Below are 6,788 nucleotides of genomic sequence, written 5' to 3' on the forward strand. Positions count from 1 at the left end.
AATTCATCCCGTTATTGGACGGGATAAAATACTTGAAAATTTTAATTCGAATGATTTCAACAGTAACACCACATTTAAAAACAACTGAACTCGAGCAATACTTTCAACAGTTCAGAAAGCATATTATAGGCATTGATCAGGAATTTGAGACCCCTTATGGGAAGAAGAAAATCGTTTATACCGACTGGACCGCTTCCGGGCGTTTGTACCGACCTATTGAGGAAAAGTTGATGAATGTTTTTGGGCCTTACGTGGCCAATACGCATACCGAGACGACCGTTTCGGGCACGGCAATGACTAAGGCTTATCACAAGGCAAAGCATATCATCAAGGATCATGTGAATAGCAACGATGATGATGTGTTGATTTGTTGTGGCAGTGGAATGACCGAAGCGATCAATAAATTTCAGCGTATTTTGGGTTTGAAAGTGCCTGAAAACATGCAAAAGTATACAGTGGTTCCTGCGGAAATAAAACCTGTTGTTTTTATCACGCATATGGAACACCATTCCAACCAAACGTCATGGTTGGAAACCATTGCAAAAGTGGAAGTCATTCCTCCAGGAGAAGATGGCTTATTCTGCATGGAAAATTTTAAAGTACTTCTTGAACACTATAAAGATCATCCTATTAAGATTGCCTCCGTTGTTGGCGGATCGAACGTGACAGGAATTCAAACGCCTTATCATGCCATTGCTAAATTGATGCATCAAAATGGTGGGGTTTGTTTTGTAGATTTTGCATGTTCTGCTCCTTATGTTCATATTGATATGCATCCGGAAGATGAAGAAGAGGCCTTGGATGCTATTTTCTTTTCGCCACACAAATTTGTTGGAGGGCCGGGCACATCTGGTGTTTTGATCTTCAGTAAAAAATTGTACAAAAACATGATTCCTGATAGTCCAGGTGGCGGTACGGTAAGCTGGACCAATCCTTGGGGAGAGCACAAATACATCGATAATATTGAAGATAGGGAAGATGGTGGGACTCCAGGATTCTTGCAAACCATTAAAACTGCTTTGGCCATTAAGTTGAAGGATCAAATGGGAGTTGACAATATCCTTGAGCGCGAACATGAAATTATCGATTATATTTTCGAGAAGCTCAATGCTATTGATAACGTGAATATTCTTGCGGGTCAGCATCAAGACAGATTGGGAGTGATTTCTTTTTATATTGATGATTTGCACTTCAATTTGGGCGTAAAGATTTTAAACGATCGTTTCGGAATCCAAACACGAGGTGGTTGTAGTTGCGCAGGTACTTATGGGCATTTCTTATTGCACGTTGACGTGGAAATGTCCAATGAATTGACCAATGAGATTTCTTTGGGCGAATTGGTTCGTAAGCCGGGTTGGATTCGTATGTCCATTCATCCGACGACAACGACCGCAGAAACGGTTTATTTTTGTGAAAGTTTAAAAGCACTTGCTGAAAATCACAAGGAATGGGCGAATGATTATGAATACATCGGAGCTACTAATGAGTTTGTACACAAATCGACTTTAGTTGAGGATAAGTATGAACTTCCGGTGGATGGGTGGTTTGAGTTGTAATTAGCCGATTTTTTTTGGATACATCACATGGATTGCACTGATTTTTTTGACACTAATTTCACTAAATTTCACAAATAGATTATTGGGATTATTCGAATTTCCTTTGCGTAACTTTGTGTTTTTCTTTGTGTAACTCTGTGAAATAGCTTTTGCAGAATGCTAATTGCTCTATTTTATGGAAAGCAGATGGCGCTGATTTCTTATGAATTCAGCTGATTTTTTTGGACACGAATTTCACTAATTTTCACAAATAGATTACGGGAATTTATTCGAATTCTCTTTGTGTAACTCTGTGTTTCCTCCGTGTAACTCTGTGGAATAGCTTCTCCATAATGCTAATCAAACGACCCAATAGATCGTTGACCTGCCCGTCCGTTCAGGCGGGTGACGCTGATTTCTTATGATTTTAGCTGATTTTTTTGACACTGATTTCACGGATTAGAACTGAGTTTTTTAGACAGAAATTTCACTAATCGCCATAAAATAAAGATTCATTAAAACGTTGCGCCTTTGCGTCTCTGCGCCTCTGCGAGAGAAATTAATCTTTGTGTAACTTTGTGTTTTCCTTTGTGTAACTCTGTGGAATAGCTTTTGCAGAATGCTAATTGCTCTATTTAATGGAACGCAGATGACGCTGATTTCTTATGATTTTAAATGATATTTTTGGGGAATAATTTCAAGCATCACTATAAAATAACGCTTGATTAAAACTTTGCGCCTCTGCGCCTCTGCGAGAGACATCAAGCTTTCTCGTGAAATTCCACCGGCACCTTATCCCTGTGTTTCCATCGTCTATGCGTCCATAAATAATATTGAGGCGCTTCATAGATTTGCTGCTCGACTTTTTTAGTAAAGATATCCGTGATTTCGTAATTAGGGTAATCATTCGGATTTTGTGCAAGCAATTCAAAAGTGGTCTCGTAATACCCACGTTTTAGACGTTTTACCTTAAAGAAAACGACCGACATATCCAGTCGTTTTGCTAACATTTCAGCGCCCGTATGAATTGGTACTTTAATGCCCATAAATTCATTCCAATGAAAGGCTTTGGATACCATTGGTGATTGGTCGGATACAAAACCATTGATGGTCAATTCGCCGTTTCGTTTTGATCTTGTCAAAACAGGGATGGTCTCTTTTGTGGTGATTAAGGTGCTGTTATATTTGGCACGAATCCGTTTAACCAAAGCATCAAAATATTTATTGCCCAAGCGGCTGTAAACGGCGTAACCTTTATGTGACACGTACTTTTGAAGAATGAAAATCCACTCCCAACTTCCGTAATGCCCACACATCAATACAACACTTCGGTTTTGCTTTTCAAGATCATTGATCAATTCCACATTAGCGAAAGTGAAGCGTTCTCTCATTGATTTTTCCGAAATGGTCAAGGATTTTATGGCTTCCACCATCATATCACAAAAATGATGGTAAAATTTCTCCGTGATATCGTTTATTTCAGCTTCTGGTTTATCAGGAAAAACCAGTCTTAAATTATCCTGAACTACTTTTTTGCGATAGCCCACAAGTTTGTAGATCAGTATATAAAGTCCATCAGAAAAGGCGTAAAGTAATCGGAATGGTAGAATTGAAATCAGCCAAATAAGCGGATATACCAAGATGTAAACAAGAAATTGCATTTTTTAATATTAGATTTGCAGCTGCAAAGATATACTTAAATATAATTTATAGAGGTTTATGGGTAATTTAGATTTGGTCACCATTATTGTAATTGCGGCAAATGCCATCATTTCATTTAAAGGATTTAATGATTTCAGTTTCTTTGAGCGTTATAAGTTCAACGTTGGTGGGATTAGGCGTGGTGAAAAAATCAGAATATTTAGTTCAGGTTTTTTGCATGTGGATACGATGCACCTTTTCTTCAATATGTTTACCCTTTACTTTTTTGCACCGGTAGTCATTTATCATTTAGGTACACTCTACTTTTTAATTATATACATTGTCAGTTTGATTTTAGGGAATTTATTGTCACTTTATTTCCATAAGGATGAATATCATTACAGTGCCGTAGGAGCAAGCAGTGCTGTAACCGGGGTGCTGTATTCTGCTATTTTATTGCAGCCAAATATGCAGTTGGGAATTTTGTTTATTCCGTTGCCAATTCCTGCTTATGTATTTGGAATTTTGTATTTATTGTACTCCATTTATGGCATGAAAAAACAATTGGGAAATATTGGCCATGATGCGCATTTTGGCGGTGCTATTGGAGGTTATGTGGTCACTTTAATACTTCTGCCTACGCTTTTTCAAACCGATTTATTGATGGTTTTTTTGTTGGCAGTCCCAATTATTATATTGTTTGTGATGCATAAAATGGGGAAGCTCTAAGTTTTTATTACTTTAAGTCCATTTTAAATTTTTAGACTTTACTTAAGCTAAACCGATATTATAGATAGCTACTTCGTGTAACTAATAAAATATCCACAGATTAGATCCACATACATTTGTGAAAATTCGTGTAATTCGTGTCAAAAAAATTGATAAAACACATCCCTACTGCACTGCCTACAACAGGAATCATTTAATCCAAAAGCTCCGCAATTTTCGCTTCTAATGCAGCATCTCTCAAGTTTTTGGCAACAATGGTTCCTGAAGCATCTAAAATATAGGTAGCAGGAATAGAGTTTATGTGATACAGTTTTGCGATGGGATCATTAAAGTAGTTAAGATTCGACACATGATGCCAGGTCAATTTATCGTCCTCAATAGCTTTTAGCCATTTATCTTTTTGTCCAGGTCTATCCAAAGAAACGTTGATAATTTCTAAGCCTTTTTCATGATGTTTTTGATAGATTCTTACCACATTCGGATTTTCCTTTCTGCATGGGCCGCACCACGAGGCCCAAAAATCGATAATCGTAACTTTACCTCTGATGTCACTGAGTGCAATGGTGTATCCTTCAGGATTTGGTGCAGAAAAGTTCGGTGCTTCTTGACCAATGTTTAAGCTATTGGATTTAGCGGCTTGGAGTTTTATTATTTCCAATTGACCTAAAAAACGCTTGCCGTAGTCCGTCGATTTTAGGTCTGGTTTTAATGCTTTGTAATACTTTTCAATAGTTTCAAAATCGGCATTAGGCGCGAGAAGTAAAGATTCCAACAAGGCTAGGGAAAAATAATTGTCAGGATGAGCGCTTACAAATTCCAAAGGAAAGTCTGTCAATTCCTTATTCAGATTTCTTATTTGTGTTGCAATTTTCGCTTTTCCTTCAGAGTCATCTGATTTTAGAAGGGCCTTATTTTTTCTAAGCAAGTCATCGCGGGCATCAGATAATTTATTAAAATTCTTGGTGTAAATGCTCAGCGCTTCGTTGGATTTTGAACCTGAAATGGTTGACTTGGCAAGGTCGTCTGTATTTGCAGAAATAACAAAGTCCTTATTTTCAATCATCAACGGGAAACTGCCCTCCACACTATTAATGGTGAGATACCAGAGTTGCGGGACATTCGTTTTGCCTTCAAAGGTGAACTTTTCATCAAAAACTATGGCGGTGTCATGAATAGTTTCGCCTCTTTGAGTGTCGATAGTTTTCAAATAAGCCCTTACGCCATTATAGACTCCAGGGGCTGTTCCGTTGATATTATAACCGTCATTTTCAATTTTTGAATCGGATTTACAGGATGTCAATAGGAGGCATAAAACTATTATACTAAGCGCTTTATTCATAAGGATGTTTATATGAGATTGCAAATATAATAAGTTATGTAAGTTTAAAAGTATAGGTCTTAATTGCAAATGCCTAAGTAAATCTGGTTTATGTGTTAAAGATGGCATATTTACAATATTTTTGCAGTAAAATGATGCTTTATGATTGCTAATGATACTATAGTTGCCTTGGCCACAGCTTCTGGAAGCGGTGCCATTGCGGTGATACGACTTTCGGGAAAAGACGCTATAAATATTGGGTCAAAATTTTTTAAATCGGTTTCTGGCAAATCTTTGTCCGCTCAAAAGTCGCATACGGTACATTTGGGACATATTGTTGATGAACCTCGGGTTATTGATGAAGTTTTAGTGACTATTTTTAAGGATCCACATTCGTATACGGGTGAAAACGTCATTGAGATTTCTTGCCATGGCAGTATTTATATCCAACAGGAAATAATCCAATTATTTTTAAAGAATGGCTGCCGAATGGCCAATGCAGGCGAGTTTACCCTCAGAGCATTTCTTAACGGCAAATTAGATTTAAGTCAGGCCGAAGCCGTAGCCGATTTGATATCGAGCGATAATGAAGCCTCACACCAAATAGCCATGCAGCAAATGCGCGGCGGTTTTTCGAGCGAAATCGCCAAACTTCGTGAAGAGTTACTCAATTTTGCTTCGTTAATTGAATTAGAATTGGATTTTGCTGAAGAAGATGTGGAGTTTGCAGATCGAGCCCAATTTAAAGCACTCATTGAACGCATTGGATTGGTTTTAAGACGTTTGATTGATTCCTTTGCAGTGGGTAATGTATTGAAAAACGGGATTCCTGTAGCGATTGTAGGTGAACCCAATGTGGGGAAATCCACTTTGCTGAATGCCTTGTTAAATGAGGAACGCGCCATTGTTTCTGATATCGCCGGAACCACGAGAGATGCCATTGAAGACGAGATTTCCATTGGGGGTATCGGTTTCCGATTTATTGATACCGCAGGAATCAGAGATACCAAAGATGTGGTTGAAAGTATTGGCATCAAGAAGACTTTTGAGAAAATAGAGCAGGCGCAAGTGGTGCTTTTTTTAGTCAGCAGTGTTCAGCTCGCAGCTGGCAGTGATGCAGTGGAGCCATTTATCATTGAGATAGAAAAGATTAAAAACAAGTTTCCTCTGAAGCAAATATTAGTCGTTCTTAATAAAATCGATCAAATTTCAGATAGTGAATTGGCAAAATTAAGTACTTCCCTGACGCCTCATGCCTCACACCTCATACCAATTTCTGCTAAGAAAGGCTTCGGGGTAGAGCAACTCAAAAATACCCTTCTGAATTTAATAAATACAGGTGCTTTGCGTAATAATGAAACGATTGTGACCAACAGCCGACATTATGATGCCTTATTAAAAGCTTTGGAGGAAATTCAAAAGGTAAAATACGGCTTGGAATCTGATTTGTCAGGCGATTTGTTGGCCATTGATATTAGGGAAGCACTTTATCAATTTGGGTTGATCACGGGGCAAGTGACTAATGATGAGCTCTTGGGGAATATATTTGCGAATTTTTGTATCGG

At 38.0% G+C, this 6,788-nt stretch carries 5 protein-coding genes; 3 read left to right on the top strand and 2 right to left on the bottom strand.

The window, feature by feature from the left end; translation table 11 throughout:
• Positions 1-50 precede the first annotated feature (50 nt).
• Positions 51-1,556, top strand: a complete 1,506-nt coding sequence (locus ACOH2D_RS12800) for an aminotransferase class V-fold PLP-dependent enzyme (RefSeq protein WP_449535480.1) — start codon at positions 51-53, stop codon at positions 1,554-1,556.
• Between the two features lie 740 nt (positions 1,557-2,296).
• On the opposite strand, the gene ACOH2D_RS12805 is transcribed toward ACOH2D_RS12800, so the two are convergent.
• Positions 2,297-3,196, bottom strand: a complete 900-nt coding sequence (locus tag ACOH2D_RS12805; RefSeq protein ID WP_348035064.1) for a lysophospholipid acyltransferase family protein — start codon at positions 3,194-3,196, stop codon at positions 2,297-2,299.
• 58 nt (positions 3,197-3,254) lie between these two features.
• Between ACOH2D_RS12805 and ACOH2D_RS12810 the strand changes: the two genes are divergently transcribed.
• Entirely contained in the window at positions 3,255-3,905 is a 651-nt protein-coding gene (locus tag ACOH2D_RS12810; RefSeq protein WP_348035065.1) for a rhomboid family intramembrane serine protease, read from the top strand.
• Positions 3,906-4,098: 193 nt separating this feature from the next.
• Here the strand turns inward: ACOH2D_RS12810 and ACOH2D_RS12815 are convergent, their stop codons facing one another.
• Positions 4,099-5,244 carry a redoxin domain-containing protein gene (locus ACOH2D_RS12815; protein ID WP_449535481.1) on the bottom strand — a complete coding sequence of 382 codons (1,146 nt, stop codon included), beginning with the start codon at positions 5,242-5,244 and terminating at the stop codon, positions 4,099-4,101.
• A gap of 141 nt (positions 5,245-5,385) precedes the next feature.
• On the opposite strand from ACOH2D_RS12815, the gene mnmE reads away from it, so the two are divergent.
• The coding region (gene mnmE, locus ACOH2D_RS12820; RefSeq protein WP_449535482.1) for a tRNA uridine-5-carboxymethylaminomethyl(34) synthesis GTPase MnmE at positions 5,386-6,788 on the top strand (1,403 nt) is incomplete at its 3' end.

This window comes from Gelidibacter sp. (genome assembly GCF_053579655.1).

Coding starts and splice junctions, on each gene's coding strand:
- ACOH2D_RS12800 (WP_449535480.1), top strand. CDS start 51: ATGATTTCAACAGTAACACCACATTTAAAAACAACTGAACTCGAGCAA.
- ACOH2D_RS12815 (WP_449535481.1), bottom strand. CDS start 5,244: ATGAATAAAGCGCTTAGTATAATAGTTTTATGCCTCCTATTGACATCC.
- ACOH2D_RS12805 (WP_348035064.1), bottom strand. CDS start 3,196: ATGCAATTTCTTGTTTACATCTTGGTATATCCGCTTATTTGGCTGATT.
- ACOH2D_RS12810 (WP_348035065.1), top strand. CDS start 3,255: ATGGGTAATTTAGATTTGGTCACCATTATTGTAATTGCGGCAAATGCC.